Annotated in this window: 25 protein-coding genes and 2 pseudogenes; 12 read left to right on the top strand and 15 right to left on the bottom strand. The window is 53.0% G+C overall.

Going from position 1 to position 26,132, the window contains the following annotated elements:
- The first annotated feature begins 62 nt into the window (after positions 1 to 62).
- From metA to aceK, 4 genes are all read left to right on the top strand, one after another.
- On the top strand, positions 63 to 992 hold the full coding sequence (gene metA / locus SK39_RS10135) for a homoserine O-acetyltransferase MetA (protein WP_003841431.1): 930 nt from the start codon (positions 63 to 65) through the stop codon (positions 990 to 992).
- 268 nt (positions 993 to 1,260) lie between these two features.
- Positions 1,261 to 2,862 (top strand): malate synthase A, encoded by a 1,602-nt coding sequence (gene aceB / locus SK39_RS10130; RefSeq protein WP_032948287.1) that lies wholly within the window; start codon positions 1,261 to 1,263, stop codon positions 2,860 to 2,862.
- A gap of 31 nt (positions 2,863 to 2,893) precedes the next feature.
- Positions 2,894 to 4,198, top strand: a complete 1,305-nt coding sequence (gene aceA, locus SK39_RS10125; RefSeq protein WP_048216974.1) for an isocitrate lyase — start codon at positions 2,894 to 2,896, stop codon at positions 4,196 to 4,198.
- Between the two features lie 102 nt (positions 4,199 to 4,300).
- The gene (gene aceK / locus SK39_RS10120) at positions 4,301 to 6,049 is read left to right on the top strand and encodes a bifunctional isocitrate dehydrogenase kinase/phosphatase (RefSeq protein ID WP_032938236.1); all 1,749 of its coding nucleotides are present in this window, start codon (positions 4,301 to 4,303) and stop codon (positions 6,047 to 6,049) included.
- Between the two features lie 21 nt (positions 6,050 to 6,070).
- Here aceK and iclR read toward each other — a convergent pair whose 3' ends face one another.
- On the bottom strand, positions 6,071 to 6,895 hold the full coding sequence (gene iclR / locus SK39_RS10115) for a glyoxylate bypass operon transcriptional repressor IclR (RefSeq protein ID WP_003844677.1): 825 nt from the start codon (positions 6,893 to 6,895) through the stop codon (positions 6,071 to 6,073).
- 195 nt (positions 6,896 to 7,090) lie between these two features.
- Here iclR and metH point away from each other — a divergent pair, with 195 nt between their 5' ends.
- Both metH and SK39_RS10105 read left to right on the top strand, forming a co-directional pair.
- Positions 7,091 to 10,774 (top strand): methionine synthase, encoded by a 3,684-nt coding sequence (gene metH / locus SK39_RS10110; RefSeq protein WP_032938232.1) that lies wholly within the window; start codon positions 7,091 to 7,093, stop codon positions 10,772 to 10,774.
- Positions 10,775 to 11,012: 238 nt separating this feature from the next.
- Complete coding sequence (locus SK39_RS10105) at positions 11,013 to 12,644, top strand: Na/Pi cotransporter family protein (RefSeq protein ID WP_003031618.1); 1,632 nt, start codon at positions 11,013 to 11,015, stop codon at positions 12,642 to 12,644.
- 65 nt (positions 12,645 to 12,709) lie between these two features.
- On the opposite strand, the gene pepE is transcribed toward SK39_RS10105, so the two are convergent.
- Positions 12,710 to 13,399: a dipeptidase PepE gene (gene pepE / locus SK39_RS10100; protein WP_003841421.1), complete on the bottom strand. Its 690-nt coding sequence runs from the start codon at positions 13,397 to 13,399 to the stop codon at positions 12,710 to 12,712.
- Positions 13,400 to 13,612: 213 nt separating this feature from the next.
- Between pepE and SK39_RS10095 the strand changes: the two genes are divergently transcribed.
- Together SK39_RS10095 and SK39_RS10090 are read left to right on the top strand one after the other, a co-directional pair.
- Entirely contained in the window at positions 13,613 to 13,972 is a 360-nt protein-coding gene (locus SK39_RS10095; protein WP_048216973.1) for a type II toxin-antitoxin system RelE/ParE family toxin, read from the top strand.
- Positions 13,962 to 14,279: a helix-turn-helix domain-containing protein gene (locus SK39_RS10090; protein WP_032938223.1), complete on the top strand. Its 318-nt coding sequence runs from the start codon at positions 13,962 to 13,964 to the stop codon at positions 14,277 to 14,279. Before SK39_RS10095 ends, SK39_RS10090 begins: the two co-directional genes overlap by 11 nt.
- 9 nt (positions 14,280 to 14,288) lie before the next feature.
- Here SK39_RS10090 and SK39_RS27825 read toward each other — a convergent pair.
- The 3 genes and pseudogenes from SK39_RS27825 to SK39_RS27390 all read right to left on the bottom strand — a co-directional run.
- Positions 14,289 to 14,396 (bottom strand): annotated as a pseudogene (locus SK39_RS27825) (helix-turn-helix domain-containing transcriptional regulator); the annotation flags it as partial.
- Positions 14,397 to 14,418: 22 nt separating this feature from the next.
- Complete coding sequence (locus SK39_RS27105; RefSeq protein WP_003841416.1) at positions 14,419 to 14,580, bottom strand: phage protein; 162 nt, start codon at positions 14,578 to 14,580, stop codon at positions 14,419 to 14,421.
- A 70-nt stretch (positions 14,581 to 14,650) separates the two neighbouring features.
- The gene (locus SK39_RS27390) at positions 14,651 to 14,824 is read right to left on the bottom strand and encodes a hypothetical protein (protein WP_032938222.1); all 174 of its coding nucleotides are present in this window, start codon (positions 14,822 to 14,824) and stop codon (positions 14,651 to 14,653) included.
- A gap of 131 nt (positions 14,825 to 14,955) precedes the next feature.
- On the opposite strand from SK39_RS27390, the gene SK39_RS10075 reads away from it, so the two are divergent.
- Positions 14,956 to 15,312, top strand: coding sequence for a hypothetical protein (locus tag SK39_RS10075; protein WP_032938220.1), 357 nt, complete (start codon positions 14,956 to 14,958; stop codon positions 15,310 to 15,312).
- Positions 15,313 to 15,361: 49 nt separating this feature from the next.
- On the opposite strand, the gene SK39_RS10070 is transcribed toward SK39_RS10075, so the two are convergent.
- The 8 genes from SK39_RS10070 to SK39_RS10035 all read right to left on the bottom strand — a co-directional run bounded on the left by SK39_RS10070 (position 15,362) and on the right by SK39_RS10035 (position 21,907).
- Positions 15,362 to 16,174 (bottom strand): shikimate 5-dehydrogenase, encoded by an 813-nt coding sequence (locus SK39_RS10070; protein ID WP_048216972.1) that lies wholly within the window; start codon positions 16,172 to 16,174, stop codon positions 15,362 to 15,364.
- Between the two features lies 1 nt (position 16,175).
- Positions 16,176 to 17,399 carry an L-sorbose 1-phosphate reductase gene (gene sorE, locus SK39_RS10065; RefSeq protein WP_003031639.1) on the bottom strand — a complete coding sequence of 408 codons (1,224 nt, stop codon included), beginning with the start codon at positions 17,397 to 17,399 and terminating at the stop codon, positions 16,176 to 16,178.
- A 67-nt stretch (positions 17,400 to 17,466) separates the two neighbouring features.
- Positions 17,467 to 18,291, bottom strand: coding sequence for a PTS system mannose/fructose/sorbose family transporter subunit IID (locus SK39_RS10060; RefSeq protein ID WP_048216971.1), 825 nt, complete (start codon positions 18,289 to 18,291; stop codon positions 17,467 to 17,469).
- Positions 18,292 to 18,302: 11 nt separating this feature from the next.
- A complete protein-coding gene (locus tag SK39_RS10055) occupies positions 18,303 to 19,100 on the bottom strand; it encodes a PTS mannose/fructose/sorbose transporter subunit IIC (RefSeq protein ID WP_003841402.1) in 798 nt (265 codons plus the stop codon).
- 65 nt (positions 19,101 to 19,165) lie between these two features.
- On the bottom strand, positions 19,166 to 19,660 hold the full coding sequence (locus tag SK39_RS10050; RefSeq protein ID WP_003031646.1) for a PTS sugar transporter subunit IIB: 495 nt from the start codon (positions 19,658 to 19,660) through the stop codon (positions 19,166 to 19,168).
- Positions 19,660 to 20,067: a mannose/fructose/sorbose PTS transporter subunit IIA gene (locus tag SK39_RS10045; RefSeq protein WP_048216970.1), complete on the bottom strand. Its 408-nt coding sequence runs from the start codon at positions 20,065 to 20,067 to the stop codon at positions 19,660 to 19,662. The genes SK39_RS10050 and SK39_RS10045 overlap by 1 nt, the downstream gene beginning before the upstream one ends.
- A gap of 9 nt (positions 20,068 to 20,076) precedes the next feature.
- The gene (locus tag SK39_RS10040; protein WP_003031649.1) at positions 20,077 to 20,883 is read right to left on the bottom strand and encodes an SDR family oxidoreductase; all 807 of its coding nucleotides are present in this window, start codon (positions 20,881 to 20,883) and stop codon (positions 20,077 to 20,079) included.
- A 70-nt stretch (positions 20,884 to 20,953) separates the two neighbouring features.
- Positions 20,954 to 21,907, bottom strand: a complete 954-nt coding sequence (locus SK39_RS10035; protein WP_003844696.1) for a sugar-binding transcriptional regulator — start codon at positions 21,905 to 21,907, stop codon at positions 20,954 to 20,956.
- A 469-nt stretch (positions 21,908 to 22,376) separates the two neighbouring features.
- Between SK39_RS10035 and rluF the strand changes: the two genes are divergently transcribed.
- Positions 22,377 to 23,252, top strand: a complete 876-nt coding sequence (gene rluF / locus SK39_RS10030; RefSeq protein WP_003841400.1) for a 23S rRNA pseudouridine(2604) synthase RluF — start codon at positions 22,377 to 22,379, stop codon at positions 23,250 to 23,252.
- On the opposite strand, the gene SK39_RS10025 is transcribed toward rluF, so the two are convergent.
- On the bottom strand, positions 23,249 to 23,521 hold the full coding sequence (locus SK39_RS10025; RefSeq protein WP_003031655.1) for a YjbD family protein: 273 nt from the start codon (positions 23,519 to 23,521) through the stop codon (positions 23,249 to 23,251). The genes rluF and SK39_RS10025 overlap by 4 nt on opposite strands.
- 191 nt (positions 23,522 to 23,712) lie before the next feature.
- Between SK39_RS10025 and SK39_RS25720 the strand changes: the two are divergent.
- Together SK39_RS25720 and SK39_RS10020 are read left to right on the top strand one after the other, a co-directional pair.
- Positions 23,713 to 24,044, top strand: a pseudogene (locus SK39_RS25720) (type II toxin-antitoxin system RelE/ParE family toxin).
- A gap of 17 nt (positions 24,045 to 24,061) precedes the next feature.
- Positions 24,062 to 24,400, top strand: a complete 339-nt coding sequence (locus SK39_RS10020; RefSeq protein WP_003841397.1) for a helix-turn-helix domain-containing protein — start codon at positions 24,062 to 24,064, stop codon at positions 24,398 to 24,400.
- 20 nt (positions 24,401 to 24,420) lie between these two features.
- On the opposite strand, the gene rtcR is transcribed toward SK39_RS10020, so the two are convergent.
- Positions 24,421 to 26,007: an RNA repair transcriptional activator RtcR gene (gene rtcR / locus SK39_RS10015; protein WP_048216969.1), complete on the bottom strand. Its 1,587-nt coding sequence runs from the start codon at positions 26,005 to 26,007 to the stop codon at positions 24,421 to 24,423.
- Between the last annotated feature and the right edge of the window lie 125 nt (positions 26,008 to 26,132).

Below are 26,132 nucleotides of genomic sequence, written 5' to 3'. Positions count from 1 at the left end.
TGGGTATCTTCAGCTATCTGGATGTCTAAACGTTTAAACGTATGTAGTGAGGTTATCAGGTTATGCCAATTCGCGTGCAGGACGAGCTACCCGCCGTCAATTTCTTGCGTGAGGAAAACGTCTTTGTGATGACGACATCCCGCGCTTCCGGTCAGGAAATTCGACCACTGAAGGTGCTCATCCTCAACCTGATGCCCAAGAAGATTGAAACGGAAAACCAGTTCCTGCGCTTACTGTCTAACTCACCGCTACAGGTAGATGTTCAGCTATTGCGCATCGATGCTCGCGAGTCACGTAACACCCCTACGGAGCATCTGAATAACTTTTACTGTAATTTCGAGGATATCTGCGATCAGAACTTTGACGGACTGATCGTGACCGGCGCGCCGTTGGGTCTGGTCGAATTTAATGACGTGGCTTACTGGCCGCAGATTCAACAAGTGCTTGAATGGGCGAAAGATCACGTTACCTCAACGCTATTTGTTTGTTGGGCGGTGCAGGCCGCGCTGAATATCCTGTACGGAATTCCTAAGCAAACCCGTACGGACAAACTCTCAGGCGTCTATGAGCACCATATTCTGCATCCTCATGCGCTGCTGACGCGTGGATTCGATGATGCGTTCCTGGCTCCGCATTCGCGCTATGCCGATTTTCCTGCTGCGCTTATTCGCGACTACACCGATCTCGAGATTTTTGCTGAAACCGAAGAGGGAGATGCCTACCTGTTTGCCAGCAAAGATAAACGAATTGCCTTTGTGACGGGCCATCCGGAATATGATGCCCATACGCTCGGCAGTGAGTATTTTCGTGACGTCGAAGCGGGCCTAACGCCGGAAGTGCCCTATAACTATTTCCCGAAAGATGACCCGCAAAACAAACCGCGGGCAACCTGGCGTAGCCACGGTAATCTGTTGTTTACCAACTGGCTCAACTATTACGTCTACCAGATCACGCCATATGATCTGCGTCACATGAATCCAACGCTGGATTAATCTTCTGTAGCAGACGATCCTTAAGCGTTTCAGCATATTGAATCAGGCACCTTCGGGTGCCTTTTTTATTTCCGAAATGCACCTCACGGTGTAATTAAATTTTATTTATATTGTTATCAATAGGTTAATTGATAATTAAATTAAAAATGGAAATTGTTTTTGATTTTGAAATTTAAATGAGTAGTCTTAGTTGTGCTGAACGAAAAGCGCACAACGATCCTTCGTTCGCATTGGGGATGTGTTTGGATCAATGACGAGGAACTACGCAATGAATCAACAGGCAACGACAACCGATGAACTGGTCTTCACCAGGCCGCGTGGCGAACAGGAGCAACAAATTCTGACCGCTGAAGCAGTAGAGTTTCTGACTGAACTGGTGACAAGATTTACGCCAAAACGCAATAAACTTCTGGCTGCACGTATCCAGCAGCAGCAGGATATTGATGACGGTAAGTTGCCTGATTTTATTTCGGAAACGGCTTCCATTCGAGAAGGTGACTGGAAAATTCGCGGAATTCCTGATGATTTACTGGATCGCCGCGTAGAGATAACTGGGCCTGTTGAGCGCAAGATGGTTATCAACGCGCTGAACGCGAACGTCAAAGTCTTTATGGCTGATTTTGAAGATTCGCTGGCTCCTGAGTGGAGCAAAGTTATCGACGGGCAGATAAACCTGCGTGATGCGGTCAATGGCACCATTAGCTATACCAACGAAGCGGGCAAAATTTACCAGCTCAAACCTAATCCGGCTCTGTTGGTATGCCGCGTTCGTGGTCTGCATCTGCCGGAAAAACACGTCACCTGGCGTGGCGAATCCATCCCGGGCAGCCTGTTCGATTTTGCCCTCTATTTCTTCCACAATTACAAAACGTTGCTGGCAAAAGGCAGCGGCCCTTACTTCTACCTGCCAAAAACGCAGGCATGGCAAGAAGCAGCATGGTGGAGCGAAGTGTTCAGCTATGCAGAAGATCGCTTTAATCTGCCACGCGGCACCATCAAAGCGACTCTGCTGATTGAAACGCTGCCGGCCGTCTTCCAGATGGACGAAATTCTGCACGCCCTGCGTGACCATATTGTCGGTCTGAACTGCGGTCGCTGGGACTACATATTCAGCTATATCAAAACGCTGAAGAACCATCCGGATCGCGTGCTGCCGGACCGTCAGGTGGTGACGATGGATAAGCCATTCCTCAGCGCCTATTCGCGTCTGCTGATTAAAACCTGTCATAAACGTGGCGCATTCGCGATGGGCGGCATGGCAGCTTTCATTCCCAGCAAAGATGCGGAACGTAACAACCAGGTTCTGACCAAGGTAAAAGCGGACAAAGCGCTGGAAGCAAATAACGGTCATGACGGCACATGGATTGCTCATCCGGGGCTGGCAGATACCGCTATGGCGGTGTTCAACGACGTACTCGGTGAAAACAAAAATCAGCTGTTCGTGACCCGTGAAGAAGATGCCCCGATTACCGCAGAGCAACTGTTGGCACCTTGTGAAGGTGAGCGTACTGAAGAAGGCATGCGCGCCAACATTCGTGTTGCGGTGCAGTACATCGAAGCGTGGATCTCCGGTAACGGCTGCGTACCGATTTACGGTCTGATGGAAGATGCGGCCACTGCCGAAATCTCCCGTACCTCCATCTGGCAGTGGATCCACCACCAGAAGACGCTCAGCAACGGCAAGCCGGTTACCAAACCGCTGTTCCGTCAGATGCTGGCCGAAGAGATGCTGGTGATTCAGGACGAGCTGGGCGAACACCGCTACAGCAGCGGACGTTTTGACGATGCCGCGCGCCTGATGGAGCAAATCACTACCTCTGATGAATTGATCGATTTCTTGACCCTGCCAGGCTACCGCCTGCTGGCGTAATCCACCACATAACAATATGGAGCATCTGCACATGAAAACCCGTACTCAACAAATCGAAGAATTACAGAAAGAATGGACTCAACCGCGCTGGGAAGGCATCACCCGTCCATATAGCGCGGAGGAAGTGGTGAAATTACGTGGCTCGGTCAACCTGGAATGCACGCTGGCTCAGCTTGGCGCGGCGAAAATGTGGCGTCTGCTGCACGGCGAATCGAAGAAAGGTTATATCAACAGCCTCGGCGCGCTGACTGGCGGTCAGGCGCTGCAGCAGGCGAAAGCCGGTATTGAAGCGGTCTACCTTTCAGGCTGGCAGGTGGCGGCAGATGCCAACCTGGCATCCAGCATGTACCCGGACCAATCGCTGTATCCGGCGAACTCCGTCCCGGCAGTGGTGGATCGGATCAACAACACATTCCGTCGCGCCGATCAGATCCAATGGTCAACCGGTATTGAACCGAACGATCCGCGCTATGTGGATTACTTCCTGCCGATCGTTGCCGATGCGGAAGCGGGTTTTGGCGGCGTACTGAACGCGTTTGAACTGATGAAATCGATGATTGAGGCTGGTGCAGCGGCCGTTCACTTCGAAGATCAGCTCGCATCGGTAAAAAAATGTGGTCACATGGGCGGCAAAGTTCTGGTGCCGACTCAGGAAGCTATCCAGAAACTGGTGGCCGCCCGTCTGGCAGCCGACGTCATGGGTGTTCCGACGCTGGTTATTGCGCGTACTGATGCTGACGCAGCCGATCTGATAACGTCTGACTGCGACCCATACGACAGCGAGTTCATCACCGGCGAACGTACCAGCGAAGGGTTCTACCGTACGCATGCGGGTATTGAGCAGGCGATCAGCCGTGGTCTGGCCTATGCACCTTATGCGGATCTGGTGTGGTGTGAAACCTCCACGCCGGATCTCGAACTGGCGAAGCGCTTTGCCGATGCGATTCACGCGAAATTCCCCGGCAAACTGCTGGCCTACAACTGTTCGCCGTCATTTAACTGGCAGAAAAACCTGGACGACAAAACTATTGCCAGCTTCCAGCAGCAACTGTCGGATATGGGTTACAAATACCAGTTCATTACCCTGGCGGGCATCCACAGCATGTGGTTCAACATGTTCGACCTCGCACACTCCTATGCGCAGGGTGAAGGCATGCGCCACTATGTTGAGAAGGTTCAGCAGCCAGAATTTGCGGCGGCTAAAGACGGTTACACCTTCGTGTCCCATCAGCAGGAAGTGGGTACAGGCTACTTCGACAAAGTAACTACTATCATTCAGGGCGGCGCTTCCTCGGTGACCGCGCTGACCGGCTCGACCGAAGAATCGCAGTTTTGATTAATGCCCGGTGGCGCTGTGCTTACCGGGCCTACGAAGGGATGTAGGCCGGATAAGCGAACGCGCCATCCGGCCTGACGTTGTGCCGGATGGGAGAAGTCGATGACGCGTGGCCTGGAATTACTGATTGCTCAGACGATTTTGCAAGGTTTCGACGCCCAGTACGGGCGTTTTCTGGAAGTCACCTCCGGCGCGCAGCAGCGTTTTGAACATGCCGACTGGCATGCGGTTCAGCAGGCGATGAAAAGCCGTATTCACCTTTACGATCATCACGTAGGTCTGGTGGTGGAGCAGTTGCGCTGCATTACAGACGGCAAAAGTACCGACGCGGATTTTTTACTTCGCGTGAAAGAGCATTACACCCGGCTACTGCCGGATTACCCGCGCTTCGAGATTGCGGAGAGCTTTTTTAACTCCGTTTACTGTCGGTTATTTGACCACCGCTCGCTGACTCCCGAGCGGCTGTTTATTTTCAGTTCTCAGCCAGAGCGTCGTTTCCGCACGATCCCACGCCCGTTGGCGAAAGACTTTTTTCCTGATACCGGCTGGGAGTGGCTGCTAACTCGCGTCCTTAGCGATCTTCCTCTACGTCTTCCATGGCAGAATAAACATCGTGATATCCACTACATCATCGAGCACCTGACCGAAACCTTGGGAGCGGATGTGTTGGCAGGCTGCCATTTACAGGTGGCGAATGAACTGTTTTATCGTAACAAGGCCGCCTGGCTGGTCGGGAAGCTGATTACCCCTTCCGGGACGCTGCCGTTTTTACTGCCAATCCACCGGACAGACGAAGGTGAGTTGTTTGTCGATACCTGCCTGACCACGACGGCGGAGGCGAGCATTGTGTTTGGCTTCGCCCGCTCCTACTTTATGGTGTATGCCCCGCTGCCCGCGGCACTGGTGGAGTGGTTGCGCGAGATCCTGCCCGGTAAAACCACCGCTGAATTGTATATGGCGATTGGCTGTCAGAAGCATGCAAAAACGGAAAGTTATCGGGAGTATCTGCTCTACTTGGCCAACTGTGATGAGCAGTTTATTGAAGCGCCGGGGATCCGCGGTATGGTGATGCTGGTGTTTACCCTGCCGGGCTTTGACCGGGTGTTTAAAATCATTAAAGACAAATTTGCGCCGCAAAAAGAGATGTCTGCCGCCCACGTCCGCGCCTGTTATCAACTGGTCAAAGAGCACGATCGTGTGGGGCGGATGGCTGACACCCAGGAGTTCGAGAATTTTGTGCTGGATAAACGGCAAATTGATCCGGCGCTGATGGCGCTGTTATTGCAGGAAGCCCCGGAAAAAATTACCGATCTTGGCGATCAGATTGTCATTCGCCATCTGTATATCGAACGACGGATGGTGCCGCTGAATATCTGGCTGGAGCAGGTCGAAGGTCAACAACTGCGCGATGCCATTGAAGAGTACGGCAACGCGATTCGTCAGCTGGCCGCCGCCAATATTTTCCCCGGCGATATGCTGTTTAAGAACTTCGGCGTCACCCGTCACGGGCGCGTGGTGTTCTACGATTACGATGAAATCTGCTACATGACGGAGGTTAATTTCCGTCATATCCCGCCGCCACGCTACCCGGAAGATGAGATGAGCGCTGAGCCGTGGTACAGCGTATCGCCTGGAGATGTCTTCCCGGAAGAGTTTCGCCACTGGCTATGTGCCGACCCGCGTATCGGGCCGCTATTTGAAGAGATGCACGCTGACTTGTTCAGCGCCGACTACTGGCGTGGTCTGCAAACGCGGATTAAAAACGGGCATGTGGAAGATGTTTACGCCTACCGACGCAAACAGCGTTTCAGCGTGCGTTATGAAACCGACCGTAGGCCGGGTAAGGCGTAACCGCCACCCGGCAACCCCATCTTAGCGAAATCCGCCGTACGCCAGCGTCACTTCTTTCGCCGCTTTGATCGCCATGGCGCCGAACTCGGTCACGCGATCGTCGGTAATGCGCGAAATGGGTCCGGAGATGGAAATCGCGGCGAACGGCTCGCGGTGCTCGTCATAAATGCACGACGCCACGCAGCGCAGACCCAGCGCATGTTCCTCATCATCAAAGGAATAGCCGCGCTTGCGCGTCTGAGCCAAATCCTCTTTCAGATGCACTGGCGACACCAGCGTGGCGTGGGTATAAGCGTGTAGTCCTTTGCGGTGCAGCAACCCTGTCACCTGTTCTTCGCTCAGTTGGGATAAAAACGCTTTGCCCGCGCCGGAAGCATGCATCGGCAGTTTGCCGCCGATAGGCGCGGACATGCGCATCAGTTGGGTGCACTGCACCTGGTCGATAATAATGGCCTGATGATCGCTTTGATCCAGCACGGCGAGGTTTACCGTCTCACCGGAGTCTTCCATCAGCTTGCGCAGGATCGGATGCACAATCGCCAGCAGATTACGGCTTTGCAAAAAGCTGCTGCCGACGATAAACGCATGTGCACCCACGGCCCAGTGCCCTAATTCACCGACCTGACGAACAAATCCCTGCTGCTGCATGGTGGTCAATAATCGGTGAGTCGTGGAGTTTGGCAGGCCGGCCTGCTGCGCCAGCTCGGTCAGCGCCACGCTGCCGTTGGATTCCGCAATCCACTCCAGTAGCTTCAGGCCGCGTGTCAGGGACTGAACCTGCCCGGTTGCGGGCGCAGTAGTAGCGGCGGGTTTTCTACCGCGTTTCGCGGGAACGGGGGCAACCATGGCAGACTCCTTTTCTGTATCGTGGAAATCATTTTCGTTTTATTCAATTATAATGCAAGAATTCCTGTACTGATCGGATGAGTGAAGCTGAACATGTCTCATGTTGGCCGTTGTTCTCTTTTCCGCCTTTCAGGTTTGTGCCAGTATGGCCTGTTGAGTTTTTTTCGGTCTGGTTGAGCGTTGTCGGGAGCGAGTGTGAGCAGCAAAGTAGAACAATTACGTCAGCAGTTAAATGAACGTATTCTGGTGCTGGACGGCGGTATGGGCACCATGATCCAGGGATATCGTCTGAGCGAAGAGGATTTCCGCGGCGAACGCTTTGCCGAATGGCCGTGCGATCTGAAAGGCAACAACGACCTGTTGGTGCTCAGCAAACCGGAGGTGATCGCCGCGATTCACAACGCCTACTTCGAGGCGGGCGCGGACATCATCGAAACCAACACCTTTAACTCCACGACTATCGCCATGGCGGATTACCAGATGGAATCCCTGTCGGCGGAAATCAACTTTGCGGCAGCCAAACTGGCGCGCGCGGCGGCAGACGAATGGACGGCGCGCACGCCAGACAAACCGCGCTACGTCGCGGGCGTGCTTGGCCCAACCAACCGTACGGCGTCTATCTCGCCCGACGTCAACGACCCGGCTTATCGTAATATTACCTTTGATCAGCTGGTGGCCGCCTACCGCGAATCCACCAAAGCGCTGGTGGAAGGCGGTAGCGACCTAATCCTGATTGAAACCGTTTTCGATACCCTCAACGCCAAAGCCGCTATTTTCGCGGTTAAAACTGAATTCGAAGCGCTGGGCGTTGAGCTGCCAATTATGCTCTCCGGCACCATCACCGACGCTTCCGGGCGTACGCTCTCCGGCCAGACCACTGAAGCATTCTACAACTCCCTGCGCCACGCCGATGCGCTGACTTTTGGTCTGAACTGTGCCTTAGGTCCGGACGAGCTGCGCCAGTACGTGCAGGAACTGTCGCGTATTGCCGAATGCTACGTTACCGCACACCCGAACGCCGGGCTGCCGAACGCCTTTGGTGAGTACGATCTCGATGCCGACACCATGGCGGCGCAAATCCGCGAATGGGCCGAGGCGGGCTTCCTGAATATTGTTGGCGGCTGCTGTGGCACCACGCCGGAACACATCGCTGCCATGAGCCGCGCGGTGGACGGACTGCCGCCACGCCGCTTGCCGAAAATCCCGGTTGCCTGCCGTCTGTCTGGCCTTGAGCCGCTGAACATCGGCGACGACAGCCTGTTTGTGAACGTCGGCGAGCGTACCAACGTTACCGGTTCGGCGAAGTTTAAGCGCCTGATCAAAGAAGAGAAATACAGCGAGGCGCTGGACGTCGCCCGCCAGCAGGTAGAAAGCGGCGCGCAGATCATCGATATCAACATGGATGAGGGGATGCTCGACGCCGAAGCGGCGATGGTTCGTTTCCTCAACCTGATTGCCGGTGAACCGGATATCGCCCGCGTGCCGATTATGATCGACTCCTCGAAATGGGAAGTAATCGAAAAAGGGTTGAAGTGCATTCAGGGTAAAGGCATCGTTAACTCCATCTCGATGAAAGAGGGGGTTGAGACCTTTATCCATCACGCGAAGCTGCTGCGTCGCTACGGTGCTGCAGTGGTGGTGATGGCCTTTGACGAGCAGGGCCAGGCCGACACCCGCGCGCGCAAAATTGAGATCTGCCGTCGGGCGTACAAGATTCTTACCAAAGAGGTGGGCTTCCCGCCGGAAGATATTATCTTTGACCCGAACATCTTTGCGGTGGCGACCGGGATTGATGAACACAACAACTACGCGCAGGACTTTATCGGGGCCTGTGAAGACATCAAACGCGAACTGCCGCATGCGCTGATCTCCGGCGGCGTTTCTAACGTTTCATTCTCGTTCCGTGGCAACGACCCAGTACGTGAAGCCATTCACGCGGTATTCCTCTACTACGCCATTCGCAACGGCATGGACATGGGGATCGTCAACGCCGGACAACTGGCAATTTACGACGACCTGCCCACCGAGCTGCGCGATGCGGTTGAAGATGTGATCCTCAACCGCCGTGACGATGGCACCGAACGACTGCTGGAGCTTGCTGAGAAGTATCGCGGCAGTAAAACCGACGACACGGCGAATGCCCAGATGGCGGAGTGGCGCAGTTGGGACGTGAAAAAGCGCCTCGAATACTCGCTGGTGAAAGGCATAACCGAGTTTATTGAGCTGGATACCGAAGAAGCTCGCCAGCAGGCCGCGCGCCCGATCGAGGTTATTGAAGGGCCGCTGATGGACGGCATGAACGTGGTTGGCGACCTGTTCGGTGAGGGCAAAATGTTCCTGCCGCAGGTGGTGAAATCCGCTCGCGTGATGAAGCAGGCGGTGGCATACCTTGAACCGTACATTGAGGCCAGCAAAGAGAAAGGTTCCAGCAACGGCAAAATGGTCATCGCAACCGTGAAGGGCGATGTGCACGATATCGGTAAAAATATCGTCGGCGTGGTGCTGCAATGTAACAATTACGAAATCGTCGATCTTGGCGTGATGGTGCCCGCGGAGAAAATCCTCAGAACGGCGCGTGAAGTGAATGCCGATCTGATTGGCCTTTCCGGGCTGATTACCCCATCGCTGGACGAAATGGTCAACGTGGCGAAAGAGATGGAGCGTCAGGGCTTCACTATTCCGCTGCTGATTGGCGGCGCGACCACCTCGAAAGCGCACACCGCAGTGAAAATTGAGCAGAACTACAGCGGCCCGACGGTGTACGTGCAGAACGCCTCGCGTACCGTTGGCGTCGTCGCTGCGCTGCTCTCTGACACCCAGCGTGATGACTTTGTCGCCCGTACGCGTAAAGAGTATGAAACCGTGCGTATCCAGCATGCGCGTAAGAAACCGCGTACTCCGCCCGTAACGTTACAGGCTGCCCGCGACAACGATCTGGCCTTTGACTGGGAAAACTACACCCCGCCGGTGGCGCACCGTCTGGGCGTACAGGAAGTGGAAGCCAGCATCGAAACCCTGCGCAACTACATCGACTGGACGCCGTTCTTTATGACCTGGTCGTTGGCCGGGAAATATCCGCGAATCCTCGAAGATGAAGTAGTGGGCGAAGAGGCGAAGCGCCTGTTCAAAGATGCCAACGACATGCTGGATAAACTCAGCGCTGAGAAGACGCTGAATCCGCGTGGCGTGGTGGGTTTATTCCCGGCCAACCGCGTGGGTGACGACATCGAGATTTACCGTGACGAGACGCGTACGCACGTCATCAACGTGAGTCATCACCTGCGCCAGCAGACGGAAAAAGTCGGTTTCGCCAACTACTGCTTGTCTGACTTTGTTGCGCCGAAACTGAGCGGTAAAGCGGATTATATCGGTGCTTTTGCGGTCACTGGTGGTCTGGAAGAAGACGCGCTGGCAGATGCTTTCGAAGCCCAGCATGACGACTACAACAAGATCATGGTGAAAGCGATCGCTGACCGTCTGGCGGAAGCGTTCGCAGAATATCTGCATGAGCGCGTACGTAAAGTCTACTGGGGCTATGCGGCGAATGAGAATCTCAGTAACGAGGAGCTGATCCGCGAAAACTACCAGGGGATTCGCCCGGCACCGGGCTATCCGGCGTGTCCGGAACACACCGAAAAAGCCACCATTTGGGAACTGCTGGACGTGGAGGCGCATACCGGGATGAAGCTCACCGAATCCTTCGCCATGTGGCCAGGTGCGTCGGTTTCCGGCTGGTATTTCAGTCATCCGGACAGCAAGTACTACGCTGTGGCGCAAATCCAGCGCGATCAGGTTGAAGATTATGCCTTTCGTAAAGGGATGAGCGTGGCAGAAGTGGAGCGCTGGTTAGCGCCGAACCTCGGCTACGACGCCGACTGATTCACAAACTGTCATCTTTCTTTACAACAAACAGGGCGCTCAATGAGTGCCCTGTCTCTTTATTACGTTTAAACCCTTATACTGAAAGAAGGTTCGCGAGCGCTGTTTGCCGGATGGCGGCGTAAACGCCTTATCCGGCCTACGAGGGACATTCTGTAGGCCTGATAAGCGCAGCGCCATCAGGCACGCTATCTGCGCCGAGCCCAGGAACATATAACGATAAGGAGTACCTGATTCCGTGTTAACTCTGTTACACCTGCTTTCTGCCGTCGCGATGCTGGTTTGGGGTACGCATATTGTGCGTACCGGCGTGATGCGCGTCTTCGGCGCCCGCTTGCGTACCGTGCTCAGCCGTAGCGTTGAAAAGAAGCCGCTCGCCTTTTGTGCGGGTATCGGCGTGACGGCGCTGGTGCAAAGCAGCAACGCCACCACCATGCTGGTGACCTCGTTTGTTGCACAAGATCTCGTGGCGCTCACCCCGGCGCTGGTGATTGTGCTCGGTGCCGACGTGGGGACCGCGCTGATGGCGCGTATCCTGACCTTCGATCTCTCCTGGCTGTCGCCACTGCTGATTTTTATCGGCGTGATCTTCTTTCTCGGCCGTAAGCAGTCCCGTGTGGGGCAACTGGGGCGGGTCGGTATTGGACTGGGGCTGATTTTACTGGCGCTGGAGCTGATTGTGCAGGCAGTAACGCCGATCACTCAGGCTAATGGCGTACAGGTTATTTTCGCCTCACTTACCGGCGATATCATGCTGGATGCGCTGATTGGCGCCATGTTTGCGATTATCAGTTACTCCAGCCTGGCGGCGGTACTGTTGACGGCAACGCTGACCGCGGCGGGCATTATCTCGTTCCCGGTAGCGTTGTGTCTGGTGATTGGCGCCAACCTCGGCTCTGGTCTGTTGGCGATGCTCAACAACAGTGCTGCGAATGCTGCTGCTCGTCGTGTGGCGCTCGGCAGCCTGCTGTTTAAGCTGGTGGGCAGCCTGATTATCCTGCCGTTTGTTCATCCGCTGGCCAATCTGATGGATGAACTGCCGCTGCCGAAATCTGAACTGGTTATCTACTTCCACGTCTTCTACAACCTGGTTCGCTGCGTGGCGATGGTGCCGTTCGCCGAACCGATGGCGCGTTTTTGTAAGCGCATCATCCGCGATGAGCCGGAGCTGGATGCACATCTGAAGCCCAAACATCTGGACGTCAGTGCGCTGGATACGCCGACGCTCGCTCTGGCTAATGCCGCCCGCGAAGCGCTGCGTATTGGCGACGCAATGGAGCAGATGATGGACGGGTTGAAGAAGGTGATGCACGGCGAGCCGCGCGAAGAGAAAGAGTTGCGCAGGATGGCGGATGACATCAACGTGCTGTACACGGCGATTAAGCTCTATCTGGCGCGGATGCCAAAGGATGAACTGGCGGAAGAGGAATCACGCCGTTGGGCGGAGATTATCGAAATGTCGCTCAACCTCGAACAGGCTTCCGATATCGTTGAACGTATGGGCAGCGAGATTGCCGATAAGTCGCTGGCCGCCCGTCGGGCATTCTCGGTAGAAGGGCTGAAAGAGCTGGATGCACTTTACGATCAGCTGCTCAGCAATCTGCAGCTGGCGATGTCGGTGTTCTTCTCGGGCGATGTGACCAGTGCCCGTCGTCTACGCCGCAGCAAGCACCGTTTCCGTATTCTCAACCGTCGTTATTCGCACGCGCACGTTGACCGTCTGCATCAGCAGAACGTGCAAAGCATCGAGACCAGCTCCTTGCACCTGGCACTGTTGGGTGATATGCAGCGTCTGAACTCGCTGTTTTGCTCCGTGGCCTACAGCGTGCTGGAACAGCCGGATGAAGACGATGAGCGGGATGATTATTGAGTGAGGTGAAGCGGTAGGCCGGATAAGGCATTTATGCCGCCATCCGGCATCAGACAACCAATCAACTAAAAGCAGTGGCCTGCTTCAACAGCAACCGCCTCTTCACCCGCTTTAAAGATATACGTGGTGTTCGGACCGCCGAGCACGGACTTACCGTTACTCACTTTGATCCAGTTACCTTCCGGCAAGCCAATCACCGTCAGCTCCGGTGCCACAACCAGCAGTTCGCGGATACGCTGTTCACGCGTTTCGCCTTTGTGGCCTTCCGGCAGCGCGTTGGTGAAATGTGGGTTAATCTGCAGCGGGAACAGACCCAGCGCATCAAAACCTTTGGGATCGACAATCGGCATGTCGTTGGTGGTGCGGATGGTCTGGCAGGCAAGGTTGGAACCCGCGCTCCAGCCGATGTACAGCGCACCGCGTTTGACGACATCCACGATCGGCGCCAGCAACCCGCGCTCACGACTCTCTTTCAGCAACTGGAAGGTATTCCCGCCGCCGACAATCACCAGCTCGGCGTTTTCAATGGCTGCAATTGGATCGGCAACGGTATGAATACCCGTAACATTGACGCCCATTGGCGCAAAGATGGCTGCCGTTTTCGCCGTGTACTCATCCCAGGTTTGCGTCACGCCGGCGAACGGAATAAACACCGCCGTACGGCGACCATTCAGTTGCTCTGCGATCAGCGGCAGCGCATGTTCCATCCAGCCTTTGCCCGGCAGCGTCGAGTTACTCAATAAAAGCAGTTCCATCATTTCTCCATGTAATCAGAAAATTACAAACCGCGGTCATGCTACCACTATCAGTCTAACGCCTCACTGATATGGCTCACGATGTTGGAAGTGAGGTTCTGGAAAGCGCCTCGCAGACTGGCGTTTTATTTCGACTGAAAGGGCGATTGTTGATTTATTCTTCTGGTGGGTAATGGCGTTTTATACCTAAATGGGTATAATTAAGGAGAAAGGATGACGAAACCACTTTACTGGGTTGGGCAGGCCAGAAAAGACTTGCTTGCAATGCCAGAACACGTTCGGGATACGTTTGGTTTTGCTCTTTGGCTTGCGCAGCAGGGTAAACAGCATTCACAGACTAAACCATTAAAAGGATTTGGTGGAGCAGGGGTTCTGGAGGTCGTTGAGGATTACCACGGTAGCGCCTGGCGGGCGGTTTACACCATCCAGTTGAAAAATGCGGTTTATGTTCTCCATGTTTTTCAGAAGAAATCCGTTTCCGGGAAGGCAACCCCGAAACCTGAAATTGACCTGATTTATCAGCGGCTCAAGGCTGCACAGCGCCATGCGCAGGAGAGTGGATATGTCACATGAAGTGGAAGCTAGTAGCGGTAATGTTTACGCCGATTTAGGCGCGTATGACGCAGAACAGATGCAGTTGAAAGCGCAACTGGCAATGGTGATTGGTGAGATTTTGCAACGCAAAGGGTTAACGCAGCAGCAGGCTGCGCAGCTACTGGGAATGACGCAGCCTAAACTTTCCAACCTGCTACGTGGTCAGTTTCGTGGTATCAGTGAAGCAAAGATGCTCGAATGCCTGGTGAGACTGGGCCGTGATGTAGAGATTGTTGTCGGGGAAGAGGGCAATATGTCAGGAAAGCTGAAAGTGAAATTTGGCTGATATCCAACTTTAAACCTTAACCGTCAATCCAATACCGAGCGCCTTCATCACTGCCAGCGTGGTTTTCAGCGTCGGGTTTCCTTTCTCACTAAACGAGCGGTAGAGGTGTTCTTCAGAAAACGATACATAATTCTGATCGCTAGACTTCGATCCCTTTCTGCTTCAGCTCTTTTCTAATCACACGTTTAATCCAGGCTGCCAACGATTCATCGCCATCCTGCCGCTGTGCTTCTTCCATCGCTTTGCGCAGTTCCGGATCCAGACGGAATTGAAACGGGGGATTGCCTCTTCTTTCGTTCATGTGTGTTGGCACCTTGATTATACGAGATGTGTGATGACACACTACTCTTACAAGCCAGAAATACCAACTTCTATACTTCAATCCCTTTCTGCTTCAGTTCTTTCCTAATAATTCGCTTAATCCATGCGGATATTGACGCGTCACCATCCATTGAAAGCGCTTTCTGGATCCCTGCTTCCAGTTCCGGCTCGACACGTAACGCGATTTGTTTGTTACCTTTCTTTTTGAATTCTACCGTTGACATGTGTCTGACACCTGATTTACATTGATGATCGTAAGACAAGTGTAAGTCAATTGTCTTACAGAAACAACGAAGCCCGGCAGTGCGCGAACACATACCGAGCTTCTAACCACAACATTATACGAGGTAATGCTATGGCTGATGCTAATAGTACCACTAACGCCTGTTTTGCGTCTTCTTCTCTCATACCGCAAGCTGACTTGCTTTATTTTCCACTCGCCGAGGCGTTCCGCCATCTTGATTGTCGCCATCTCACCACCGAAGAAAATCTGGCGCTATCGTTTGGTTGTGAAGAGGCGCTGGCAGGGTTGTACCATACGCTGAATTTTATGGGCGAGAGCCTGCTGACTATGTCAGGTGAAGGTCAGGAACATTTTGCCTATGAGAGCGTATGCCAGTTAGGACACAGTCTGGTAAACATCAGCCAGTTGATTCCCGCTTTGGCGCAGTTGGAAGCGAAAGCTGACCAGCAATTGTTTGCTGTTGCATAGTACCTAAAATAAACAGAGCGCCCATCCCTGGCGCTCTGTTCCTGCTTCGTTACCCCGCCCGCGCAAATTCTGCGGCTTCGGCAATCAGCGCGTCATCCGGGCGCATGCCGGTGTACATGGCGAATTGCTCTACAGCCTGTAAGGCAATCACCTCTGCACCGCTGATGGTCTTTTTACCCAACTGCTGTGCCAGCTTAATCACCGGTGTTTCTGGCGGCAGGGCGACGACGTCAAACACTACGCTGGCGGCAGCGACCATCGCTTCGCTGTAGGCCAGCTCATGGCTTTCTTTACCACCCGCCATGCCGACGGGCGTCACGTTGACCAGAATATCGCAGGCAATTCCATCCGACTGCGGCTGCCACTGGAAACCGTACTGTTTTGCCAGCGTCGGGCCGCTCTCGCGATTACGTGCGGCAATAATCACATTGCGAAAACCGGCATCGCGAAACGCGGCGATGACGGCTTTGCCCATGCCGCCGCTGCCGCGAATCATGACGCGAGCTCTGCTATCGAGCTGGTGGCTGGCAATCAGGCTTTTTACCGCAATATAGTCGGTGTTAAATCCTGTCAGCGTACCGTTGTCATTGACGATGGTATTGACGGAATCAATGACGCTTGCGGAAGGATCGATGGCATCCAGAAACGGCATGCAGCTCTCTTTAAACGGCATTGATACCGCGCAACCGCGGATACCCAGCGCGCGAACGCCTTTCACTGCGGCCTCAATATCCTGCGTGGTAAAGGCTTTGTAGATAAAATTTAACCCTAATTTTTCATACAGATAGTTGTGAAAGCGAGTGCCAAAGTTGCCGGGGCGACCGGCAAGCGACATGCACAACTGGGTGTCGCGGTTAATCATGTTAAATTTCCTCGGCGTGAGACAATATGTACTGTTCGGCTTCCTGCGACCAGACCCCCTGATGACGCTCCAGGATATCGCGCAAGGCTGGATCATCAATCTGCGTGAGCGCGGTTAATGGTAAGGCTTTGCCGGTATAAACCAGTTTTTTCCCGCCGCCGATTTTTGGCAGTTCCAGCGTTGTTTCACCTGCCGCATTTAACCCCAGAATGTGCGTCACCACTTTTGCCGCCTGGACTTTCTTCTCTTCGATCAGTTTTACCGCCGCGCGCATGTCGTCGGTATTGCCGCCAGACGTCCCAACATAATGGGTGAAGGCGTAGTGTACGTCGTAGAAGTTAATCGGCGCGCTAAACTGCTTATCCTGCGGACCAGCAAAGAAGTTCATGCAACCATCGGCAGCCAGCAGGGAAGAGGCCAGCGTAACCAGTTGTTCGTTGGGCACAAACACAAAGATGTCATCAAACCCGTGCCCGCCGCTCAGCGCCATCAAGGTGTCATAACTCGCATCCTGGGCGTGGAGATAATGGATCAACGTTTGTGGTTCTGATGGATAGTGCTTGCGGGCGTAGCTCAACTTGTCGTTATTGGTGTCGGTTACCACCAGCAGCGCCGGGTTAACCGGGCCATGCAGTGCATAGTCGATCGCCAGTAGTCCCATCGGACCGGTGCCGCCGAGTATCAGTGTATGTCCCTGCGGACGAATGCCCATCTTATGGTTATAAGAGCCTTCCTGCAGGTGATAGTTGGCGTTGAATGCGCCAATCACGCAGGATAGCGGCTCAACCAGCGAACCTTCAAAATAGGTTTCACCTTCGTAGGCCAACAGGCAGTCCTGCTCCATGACTTCATCAGGAATGATGACGTGCGTGGCTTCACCGCCCACCCACGGGAAGGAGTAGCCGGGACAGTCCGGGCGATCCGGCAGTTGCAGGTTAGCCTGAATGACATAGCGCTGGCCGGGCTGAAACTTATGCTGCCATTTTTTGCCTACGGCAATAATGTCGCCGCAAAACTCATGACCGATGATGATCGGGTTGGTGGCCACATCGTCCGGCACCTTTTTGTGGTTCTCGCCCTGGTTAGCCTCTTTCCAGGAAGAAAGGCACAGGCTGTCGGTTACGACTGAGGCCAGAATTTCGTCATCCCGCATTTCAGGAAGGTCGAAAGTTTCCAGGCGCAGATCGCGTTTACCATAAAGACGTAAAGCTGTTGTTGTTTGCATTGTTACCACCTCTTCCTCTTTCGAGGACTATTTGTTGAAGTTGCCCCGGCATTGCCGGAGCGAAAAATCAGGACAGGAAGCCCAGTGCGTTACCGATAATTCCCAGCGCAAACAGGGCGAAGATTAGCCATACCGGATTAATTTTCTTGTTGAGCAGACGCACCATCAGCAGCGTCAGACCCAACGCCAGCAGGCCGGGGCAGAGTTGGTCGAGAATGTTCTGCACGGTCATGGTGACGGTGGCGCCGTCTGCGCCAGGCGTTTGCGATACCACCAGCGGCACGTTGATGCTGGTCCATTTGGTGACCAATACTCCCATCACAAACAGGCCGAGAATCGATGCGCCTTCGGTCAGTTTCTGCAGCAGGTTGCCGCCCATGTCGCTGACGATGTTGACCCCTTTACGAAAGCCAAGCTGTAAGCCGTACCACTTCATTGCCAGACGTACTGCATTGAAAATAAAGAAGAACAATAGTGGGCCGAGAATGTTACCGGACAGCGCCAGCGATGCGCCGAGCGCGGCGGTAATCGGGCGCAGCGTTCCCCATACCAGCGGATCGCCGACGCCGGCCAGCGGACCCATCAGCCCAACTTTGATACCGTTGATGGCACCGTCGTCAATTTCCGCACCGTTGGCGCGAGCTTCTTCCATCGCGGCTGTCACGCCAATCACCGGGCCGCAAACGGCAGGTGTGGTATTGAAGAACACCAGGTGCCGTTTGAGTGCTGCAACCTGGTCTTCTTTCAGCGGATACAGGCGCTTGATGGCAGGGATCATGTCGTAGCAAAAGCCCAGCCCATGAATGCGTTCAAAGTTGAATGACGCCTGTTGCAGGTTGGAGCGAACGAACATGCTAAACAGGTCGGATTTGGTCAGTTTTTTCTGTTCCATGGCTGGCTCCATTAGTCATCAAGCTGATCGATAGCTTGAGAAGAGGCGGGTTGCGCCTGCGGTTCGGCTTTACGCCACTGTGGGTTCAACTGGATGTAGACCAGCGCGATAATCACGCCAACCCCACCGAAAGCCAGCAGGCTCAAATCGAGATAACCCCCAGCGATAAACCCGAGGAAGAAGAAGGGCATCAGGTATTTCACCCCCATCATGCGCAGCACCATGGCGTAGCCGACCACCACGATAAAGCCACCGGCAATCTGCAATCCGCGGGTGACGAATTCCGGAATGGCGTTGAGCATATTGCTGACCATATCGGCGCTGACAAACAGCGAGACGATTAATGCAGGAATGGCAACGCGCAGCGCCTGTACACCGAGAGCGGAAACGTGCAGCATGTCGATGGTACGAAAGCGGGCGTCTTCGGCGGCTTTATCCGCCGCGTGCTGGAACACCACGGTGATAGTACGGGCGAATACCGTCAGTACCTGGCCTGCCGCCGCCACCGGCAGGGCGATGGCGATACCGGTAGCAATGCTTTGCTGACCGACGATAACCAGAATGGCGGAGATAATACTGGCGAGCGCCGAATCGGGAGACTGGGCTGCGCCGACGTTCATCCAGCCAAGAGCGATTAACTCCAGCGTGCCGCCGAGCATAATCCCGGTTTTTAAATCACCGAGGATCAGGCCGATAACGGTACAAGCAATTAGCGGACGGTGGGTCTGGAACTCATCCAGCACGCTGCCCATTCCTGCAATACAGGAAAATAGAAATATGGCGATAATTTGTAGGGTACTTATTTCCATAATATGTCACCTTGTGAATGTGATCATCCCTGCCTGTTAAAGCATAAGTACACAGGCATTTTTATTTATTCAGCGAACGATTGTTCTTCTATTTTTTCGAGAATATTAATAGATGGATCGGATGCGACGACGCGTAAATCCAGCGTGACACCCAGTTTATCTAACTCACGAAACGCATGAATATCGTCGTTATCTAAAGAAACGGCTTTGGTTAATTGTTTTTTACCTGGTCGCCAGGCCATGCCGCCAATATTTAATGTGGTAATTTTTACCCCTTGTTTTACCATTGCTAATGCATCCTGCGGGCGGGTAAATAGATAAAAAACGGTTTCGTTCTGGTATTGCGGATTATGGTAAACTGCGACCGCCTTTTCGATATTAACAACGTTCACTTTCATTCCCGGCGGGGCGGCCTGACGTAATAATGTACGACGTACTTCATCGTTATAAACGTCGTCATTACAGATAATAATCCGTTGGGCATTTGCCACCTTCGACCAGACGGTGGTGACCTGACCGTGGATCAGGCGGTCATCAATACGAGCAAGGGTAATGTTCATCAGAAATCCTCTTCGGCCGTTTCCAGATGTTTCCAGACGACACAGGTTTGTTGAGCAATGGTCGTCAGGTGTTCGCACAGTTCATCCACATTCATACTGCTTTGGTTGTCTACCAGCTCCAGCGCCAACGGCAGTGATAACCCGCTAATGACCCGTATCGCCGGATTGTGCAACGCCAGCGTCGCGGCAGCATTCCAGGGACTGCCACACTGCAAATCGACGGCAATCAGCCATTCATCGACAGTGTGAATACTTACTAACTTTTTCAGCTTTTCCACGATGTCGCTGGCGTTCTCTCCGGGGACAAATGCCACGGCTTCAACGTTGGCATCACCGTAGACCATCTGTACCGATTCCAGCATGGCGCAGGCCAGTTTGCCGTGAGCACAGAAGATTGCATTGACCATAAAACCTCCTTAGCCGCGGGTTTTTCCGCCCGCAATGTTAGTGGTTACTCCGGTTATGTAACTGGCGCGCTCAGACAAAAGATAACAAACAAAATCAGCGACTTCGCTTAAGCGCCCTGAGCGACCAATTGGGATCGCGTTCTTGGTGTAGCCCTCGCGCAGCTGTTCGACGGTAATGTTGCGAGTCCAGGCCAGCGCTTCTTCATATTCGGGGGTCCGCAGTCCGGTTTTTTCCAGAATGCCAGGTGCAATGCCCACCACACGAATGCCGTGTTTGCCCAACTCTTTCGACCAGGAACGGGTAAAGCTATTCAATGCGGCTTTGGTGGCGGCATAGCAACTTTGGCCCTCTGAACCTTCCAGCCCGCTTTCTGAAGAGACATTCACAATCACGCCGTTACGCTGTTTTACCATTTGGCGTGCCGCTGCTTGCGACATTAAGAACACACCTTTTTGGTTGATATTCACCATTTTTTCAAAAGCGGCTTCGTTGAGTTCATATTGCCCGGCGGGTGCTTTTTCATCGACCAGCAGCCGCGGAAAATTAACGCCTGCGTTATTCACCAAACCATCGATACGCCCATAGCGGTGGATAATTTCGGTAACGGTATGATTAACTTCTTTGGCGCTGGAAATATCTGTCGGCCAGAAATGATATCCATTGTGGCCTTCATATTTACCGTCACCACCGTGAATATCCGCCATTTGCACATTAGCGCCCTGCGCTAATAACTCTTCAACAATCGCCAGCCCAATTCCGGATGCACCACCGGTAACAATAATGACTTTGCCCTGCAAGTTTAACCACGTTTGCATAATTAACTCCCGATTTCAGATAAGGGGATCCCACATAAAATTAATTATGGCAGGACCAATTAGAATTTATTTACTTCAACAATAATTCAGCGGTATGGCTGTTGGTGACTAAACAGTTAATATAATTCCCACGTAATGCGCCTAATATCCCACTGTATTTTTCTTCACCCATTGCAATGCCAATGGAGTAACGCGTCTGTTTTAATTTATTGGTTTCGATGGAGAGCGTCTTTTCACTCATATTGGTTTCTACGGTTGCACCGTTGATATCGTAAAAGCGCGAGCAAATGTCTCCGGCGACCTGGCGAGCATGCAGGTCATCACTCTCTTCACTGCCGTAAAAAGCGTGCCAGTTGGCGCCATCACGTATTGCCGGAGATCCAATCCCAACCAGCGCGATGTCCAGATTATCCCAATAAGCGGAAATCGATTTAAAATGTCGTGACTGCATGATCCCGTTACGGATCAGCGGGTTTTCCAGCAGTGCCGGGAAATCTGCCAGGTGTGATTCCCCTTTAAGCTTTGCCGCAGCGCCGTAGGTCAACGTATTGACGTGGTAACGGCTTTCAAGCTTGCCGGACGGTCCGCCGATAATCGGCACGCAGATCAGCTGGCGCGACTGGCTGGCAGGGGATAACCCTTCCACCAGTCCCCGCACCGCGCGGCCCCATGAGAACCCGATAATGTCCCCAGGTTCCAGTAAGCGTTCCAGCAACTGTGCACCGTGCACACCCATCATGGTGAGTTGTTCGTCTTCCTGTTCACTGTCGCAGGAGACCACCACCGCTTCTTTCAGGCCAAATTTCTGTTTTAGCTGCTGTTCCAGCCACAGATTTTCGTTGTAGTCGTAATTAATGGCGATGGTGACGATACCCTGCTCGCGTCCACGTTTTAGCAAACGGCTGATCGTGGTGCGGTAAATACCCAGCTCGCGGGCGATTTGCGCTTGTGTCATATCCTGTTCGTAATACAGCTGCGCTATCTTTACGATTAGGCGGATATCATCGCTGTTTTCCGTCGCCATTTTTGGACTCCTGCACATTTGTGCAAATCACGAAATTGTCTTCTTGATCTGATATAACCCCAACTGTTCTCCATCTCAAAGCTATTTTCACTTATTTCAGTGCCCTGTAATGACCGATTGTGTTGCACATTTGATGTGGTGATGGCGTGCTGTCGGCACATATGTGCTTGTCTCTCTAATGTATTGATTCTGCTTGTTTTCACCCAACAAAATTGCAGGGATGGATCGCTGACACTTTTGTGTCAAAAGGTGTGACGGATCACAAATAGCGCGTGGGCAGTCGAACACGATTATTTTTTATCGTCCGCAAGGTAGGGTATATTTCGCTTTTAATACACAAAAGTATTCAAGTTGTATCAAGGCGGCAAGGGAACGAATTCCTGGGAGCATAGATAACTATGTGACCAGGGTAAGTGAGGGCAGCCAACGCAGAGACGGCTTGAAGGATGAAGTGTATACAGGAGAAATTATGCTGCCCGACTCATCCATCCGATTAAATAAATACATCAGTGAAAGCGGAATCTGCTCGCGTCGCGAGGCGGATCGCTTTATCGAACAAGGGAATGTCTTCCTGAATGGTAAACGCGCCACCATCGGCGATCAGGTGATGCCTGGCGACGTCGTAAAAGTGAATGGTCGGTTGATTGAGCCGCGTGAAGCGGAAGATCTGGTTTTTATCGCGCTGAACAAGCCGGTAGGAATTGTCAGCACCACCGAAGACAGCGAACGCGACAACATTGTTGATTTCGTGAATCACAGCAAGCGCGTGTTCCCCATTGGCCGTCTGGATAAAGATTCCCAGGGGCTAATCTTTCTGACCAACCACGGCGACCTGGTGAATAAAATCCTGCGTGCCGGTAACGATCACGAAAAAGAGTATCTGGTGACGGTAGATAAGCCGGTCACTGATGACTTTATCCGTGGTATGGGGGCTGGTGTGCCAATCCTCGGTACCGTCACCAAGAAATGTAAGGTGAAGAAAGAAGCGCCGTTTGTGTTTCGCATCACGCTGATTCAGGGGCTGAACCGTCAGATCCGTCGTATGTGCGAACACTTTGGCTATGAAGTTACCAAACTTGAGCGTACGCGTATCATGAACGTTGGCTTGTCCGGCCTGCCGCTTGGTGAATGGCGCGACCTGACGGATGACGAACTGATCGATCTGTTCAAGTTGATTGAGAACTCGTCCTCAGAGGCCAAACCGAAGGCGAAAGCGAAGCCAAAAACCGCAGGCATTAAGCGCCCGGTAGTGAAAATTGAAAAATCGGCGGAGAAAGAGAAATCGCGCCCGGCGGCAAACGGCAAGCGTTTTATCTCACCGGGGCGTAAGAAGAAAGGACGTTAACGTCTGCCGCGCGTTGGTGTATTCGCCGACCAGGAAAATGACGCCTCTGAATCCGGTTTATAAGCCTGCTTTTTCTTCAATTGGCGGGCTTTTTTAGCTTCTGCTTCGCGCAAGGCCATCAGTTTATCGATGTACTCTTTCTTGATGCTGTTTGTTTCAGCGTTGGTCAGCAGGCGACCATGTGCAATGCGCGCGCGGTCAAGCAGCGTTTTCAGTTCACGCTGTTCGCGCTCGGTCATCTCTTTTTGGGTAATGCGGGGGAGTGCCATACGGGTGCCCTCTGTTAGCCGATATCCTCAGTGTACGGTAATTCGTGCAGAATAAAACTAATCCTGAAAGAGCCTCGCAAAATATAGCTTGTTGAAGTGACGGAATTTCTATTCTGATTTAGCGTAATGACAGGAAAACGTGTGGGTTACACATTTTATTGTTTGTATAAAATTTTATACAAGGATGTGTTATGCTTTCAATAAGGCGAGCCTTAAAGCCCATTGTCTGGATTGGCAGTTCATTTGATGATTTACGAAGCTTTCCTGAAGATATACGTAAAACCGCTGGTTTTCACATCGTTTACAGGCGGGATTAGAAGCTGCTGACTGGAAGCCGATGCCAGAGATAGGTCGCGGTGTTGAGGAGGTAAGGCTCAGGTATGAATCTGGCGCATACCGAATCATCTACATTGCTCGCTATGCTAACGCGGTCTATGTATTGCATTGCTTCAATAAAAAGACAAAACGTACTTCTGAGCACGATAACCACATTGCTAAAGTTAGATATCGAACGGCTTTGTAAGAAGACAGGAATCAGAAATGAACAATACCGTTGATAATAAGGTTCGCCATGTAACCTCTCCGGATGTCAATATTTTTGCCGAACTGGGATTTGCAGAAGCGGAAGCGAAGAGCCTAAAGCATGATGCTGAATGTGAGGTAGAACAACTCATTCTCCTGAAGCAGCAGTTGATGCAAGAAATTTCCGGATGGATTCATGAAAACCATCTGAAACAAGCGGAAGCTGCTGTGAAACTGAATATTTCCCGGCCCCGTGTTTCAGATGTTGTTAATCAGAAAACCAACAAATTTACCCTTGATGCGCTGGTCATGATGCTGGTGAAGTTAGGAAAACCAGTAACAGTTCAGATTGGGTAATATTAGATCTAGATATTGTTTCATTGTATCTGATCGCTGCGAGCGCTTTCCCAGCTTAGCCCGAAACGAGCGAGATATTTGCGCAGGCGGTCTGCATCGTTAGGATTGGCTTTTTTCTGCCGTGAGACGGCAAACAGTTCGCGTCCGGCTTCCGACAGCGACGCGCAGCGGCGGCACACTTCCAGTACCGTTTCTAACTGGCGGCGATCGAACAGGTCAATGTCCATATTCAGTTCAGGCTGCGGAGTTGCTATCTGCCAACTCTCCTTTAGCAGCGCAATCTCTTCTTCGACAAGGGATAAGGTGATGCGACCTTGTTCGGCAAGCGTCGCCATGCGCGCGATGGATGAACTGAGTTCGCGAAAGTTGCCGCGCCATTGCGCCTGTGGGGAGCAGGCAAATGCCAGATAGGAAGCGCGGGCTTCTTTATCGAAACGGATTTGCGTCTGTTTGCTGTTGGAGAAACGTTGCAGCTCATACTCGACGTTCGGCGCGATATCTTCCCGCCGCTGCGCCAGACCGGGCAGGGCGAAGCACCACATGTTGATACGCGCGTAGAGATCCTCGCGAAAACGGCCTTCAGCGACCCATTGCCGCATGTCGCGATGGGTGCCGGCAATCAGCTGAAAATCGCTGCGTACTTCTTTGTCTGACCCAAACGGGAAAAAGGTTTTTTCTTCAATTGCTTTGAGTAGCATGGCCTGCTCGTCCAGCCCTAATTCGGCTATCTCATCGAGAAACAGCACGCCGCCATCGGCCTCTCGCAGTAATCCGCTACGCGCCGTGAGCGCACCGGTAAACGCCCCTTTCACATGACCGAACAGCGTGGACATTGCATTATCGCCGCGCAAGGTCGCGCAGTTAACCGCCACCAGTTTTCCCGCCACCAGATGCCGCGACTGGCGTAGCTGAAAAATACGTTTCGCCAGGAAGGATTTACCCGCGCCGGTAGGGCCGGTGAGCAGGATCGGGTCGGTCGAACGCAGAGCGACCCGCTCAATGCGATCGATCAGTTTATTGAAGGTGGCGTTGTGCGTATCAATCCCGGCTTTCAGAAAAGAGACCGACTGCTGCTGTTCGCGCTGAAAACGACTGGTGAGCGTGGCGTAGCGGCTTAAATCGAGATCGATAACCGAGCAGACGCCAGCGGCGATGGCCTCATCTGATGAACCGCGTGGCGCGGGGCCGGTTTGCAGCAGGCTGGCGGGCAGGTAGCGCGCTTCTGTCAGCAAAAACCAGCAGATTTGTGCCACGTGAGTGCCGGTGGTGATGTGCACCAGATACTCTTCGTTTTCCGTATCAAATTCATAATGCGTGGCAAAGTCGAGAAACGCGGCGTAGACCTCTTCAAAGTCCCACGGATCGTTAATGGTGACGGCATGCGGGCGAACCTGGGTGTGCGGCGAAAGCAGCGCGACGTCTTCAATCAACCTTTGCGCCATGCTCTCATCGCGTGGTTGGTGGAGGAGTTCCAGCCTGTAGACAGGGAAATCGGGTTGTTGGCATAGCCCAACCGTGGGTCGCCACTTCTTAAACCGATTGGCCCGCTTGCCGCGCTTATCGAGCACCGTACCCAGTACGCCAATCACTACCCGTCGCTTTTTCATGGTTTATCCAAAAAGATAAATAAGAGAATAAAAGATAAAAAAATTAACCCGTCGAGACAACCGCCATTATTGGTGTTAATAATTAAAATAATAAAAATCAATTAATTAAAAATTAAATATGCCTG

It is taken from the genome of Citrobacter sp. BIDMC107 (genome assembly GCF_001037575.1).
Classification (GTDB): Bacteria; Pseudomonadota; Gammaproteobacteria; order Enterobacterales; family Enterobacteriaceae; genus Citrobacter; species Citrobacter freundii.
The sequence above is the reverse complement of the archived record's forward strand: the minus strand, read 5'-3'. Positions and strand labels throughout refer to the sequence as shown.

Coding starts and splice junctions, on each gene's coding strand:
- SK39_RS10090 (WP_032938223.1), top strand. CDS start 13,962: ATGTCACATGAAGTGGAAGCTAGTAGCGGTAATGTTTACGCCGATTTA.
- pepE (WP_003841421.1), bottom strand. CDS start 13,399: ATGGAACTGCTTTTATTGAGTAACTCGACGCTGCCGGGCAAAGGCTGG.
- SK39_RS10035 (WP_003844696.1), bottom strand. CDS start 21,907: ATGGCGACGGAAAACAGCGATGATATCCGCCTAATCGTAAAGATAGCG.
- rtcR (WP_048216969.1), bottom strand. CDS start 26,007: ATGAAAAAGCGACGGGTAGTGATTGGCGTACTGGGTACGGTGCTCGAT.
- SK39_RS10075 (WP_032938220.1), top strand. CDS start 14,956: ATGGCTGATGCTAATAGTACCACTAACGCCTGTTTTGCGTCTTCTTCT.
- metA (WP_003841431.1), top strand. CDS start 63: ATGCCAATTCGCGTGCAGGACGAGCTACCCGCCGTCAATTTCTTGCGT.
- SK39_RS10040 (WP_003031649.1), bottom strand. CDS start 20,883: ATGCAAACGTGGTTAAACTTGCAGGGCAAAGTCATTATTGTTACCGGT.
- SK39_RS27105 (WP_003841416.1), bottom strand. CDS start 14,580: ATGAACGAAAGAAGAGGCAATCCCCCGTTTCAATTCCGTCTGGATCCG.
- SK39_RS10060 (WP_048216971.1), bottom strand. CDS start 18,291: ATGGAACAGAAAAAACTGACCAAATCCGACCTGTTTAGCATGTTCGTT.
- sorE (WP_003031639.1), bottom strand. CDS start 17,399: ATGCAAACAACAACAGCTTTACGTCTTTATGGTAAACGCGATCTGCGC.
- aceA (WP_048216974.1), top strand. CDS start 2,894: ATGAAAACCCGTACTCAACAAATCGAAGAATTACAGAAAGAATGGACT.
- iclR (WP_003844677.1), bottom strand. CDS start 6,895: ATGGTTGCCCCCGTTCCCGCGAAACGCGGTAGAAAACCCGCCGCTACT.
- SK39_RS10045 (WP_048216970.1), bottom strand. CDS start 20,067: ATGGTCAATGCAATCTTCTGTGCTCACGGCAAACTGGCCTGCGCCATG.
- rluF (WP_003841400.1), top strand. CDS start 22,377: ATGCTGCCCGACTCATCCATCCGATTAAATAAATACATCAGTGAAAGC.
- aceB (WP_032948287.1), top strand. CDS start 1,261: ATGAATCAACAGGCAACGACAACCGATGAACTGGTCTTCACCAGGCCG.
- SK39_RS10095 (WP_048216973.1), top strand. CDS start 13,613: ATGACGAAACCACTTTACTGGGTTGGGCAGGCCAGAAAAGACTTGCTT.
- SK39_RS10025 (WP_003031655.1), bottom strand. CDS start 23,521: ATGGCACTCCCCCGCATTACCCAAAAAGAGATGACCGAGCGCGAACAG.
- SK39_RS10055 (WP_003841402.1), bottom strand. CDS start 19,100: ATGGAAATAAGTACCCTACAAATTATCGCCATATTTCTATTTTCCTGT.
- SK39_RS10070 (WP_048216972.1), bottom strand. CDS start 16,174: ATGATTAACCGCGACACCCAGTTGTGCATGTCGCTTGCCGGTCGCCCC.
- SK39_RS27390 (WP_032938222.1), bottom strand. CDS start 14,824: ATGTCAACGGTAGAATTCAAAAAGAAAGGTAACAAACAAATCGCGTTA.
- SK39_RS10050 (WP_003031646.1), bottom strand. CDS start 19,660: ATGAACATTACCCTTGCTCGTATTGATGACCGCCTGATCCACGGTCAG.
- SK39_RS10020 (WP_003841397.1), top strand. CDS start 24,062: ATGAACAATACCGTTGATAATAAGGTTCGCCATGTAACCTCTCCGGAT.
- aceK (WP_032938236.1), top strand. CDS start 4,301: ATGACGCGTGGCCTGGAATTACTGATTGCTCAGACGATTTTGCAAGGT.